Consider the following 757-nt stretch of genomic DNA (forward strand, 5'->3'; position numbering starts at 1 on the left):
GCCTTATGAGTTTATTAATAACGATAACTTGTGAGATATCACAGCTATTATCTACTTCTGTTATCCAGGAATAATTGTTTTTTTCTAAAGGGTAAGATTGTCCCCCTCCATACGCTGCTTTATCACCCAGAAAATAAGTATCTGAATCTACTTTTAAACTATGAGTTTTACTATCCCAATTTACAGTTTTTGTGGCAAAAATTGGCAGAACTTTAGAGCCATCAGTATGTTGTAGGTATAAACATTTGCCTTCCCTAATAAGCTTAGCTTCACCATAACTTGCATTATCCGCTCCACCTGTGTATTTGATGCGTGGAATACTTACATTTGAATCAATTTTTTCTGTAATTGGGCTACAGGCTACAAGCGGACTGACTAAGAAAAATACAAATTTTTTCATATATTGAAACCTGTATGAGTATTTAATGCTAGGGTAATTAAAACAAACCATATCAGAATAATTTGGTCATGAATTGTATAAAAATTTATAAAAATAGGTAGGAGGAAAACATGAGCATGAAAATTCAGTTTTATATTTTAGGATTCAGTTTGTTTTTTCTAAATGGCTGTTTTTTCGATACTAATGAAATCAATAACAGCAACAATAAATCCAATATCGATCCATCAGTATCCGCTGAAAATACTAATATCAAACCTATGAAAAGCGACTATAAGCAATTTTTTATTTTAGCTAAAGATGTAAGGTTTGATCCAAATTTAGCTCAACTAGAAGCAATCTTTCAAGGAAATTTAACTC

General features: G+C 31.3%; 2 protein-coding genes. One reads left to right on the forward strand and one right to left on the reverse strand.

Features of this window, described 5'->3' with window-relative positions; translation table 11 throughout:
• Nucleotides 1–400 (reverse strand): hypothetical protein (locus tag NI468_RS16060; RefSeq protein ID WP_253102625.1); only part of this gene is annotated, 400 nt, incomplete at its 3' end.
• Between the two features lie 110 nt (nt 401–510).
• Here NI468_RS16060 and NI468_RS16065 point away from each other — a divergent pair.
• A partial coding sequence (locus tag NI468_RS16065) for a hypothetical protein (protein WP_253102627.1) occupies nt 511–757 on the forward strand: 247 nt, incomplete at its 3' end.

The sequence above is a fragment of the Acinetobacter lwoffii genome (assembly GCF_024129355.1).
Classification (GTDB): domain Bacteria; phylum Pseudomonadota; class Gammaproteobacteria; order Pseudomonadales; family Moraxellaceae; genus Acinetobacter; species Acinetobacter lwoffii_I.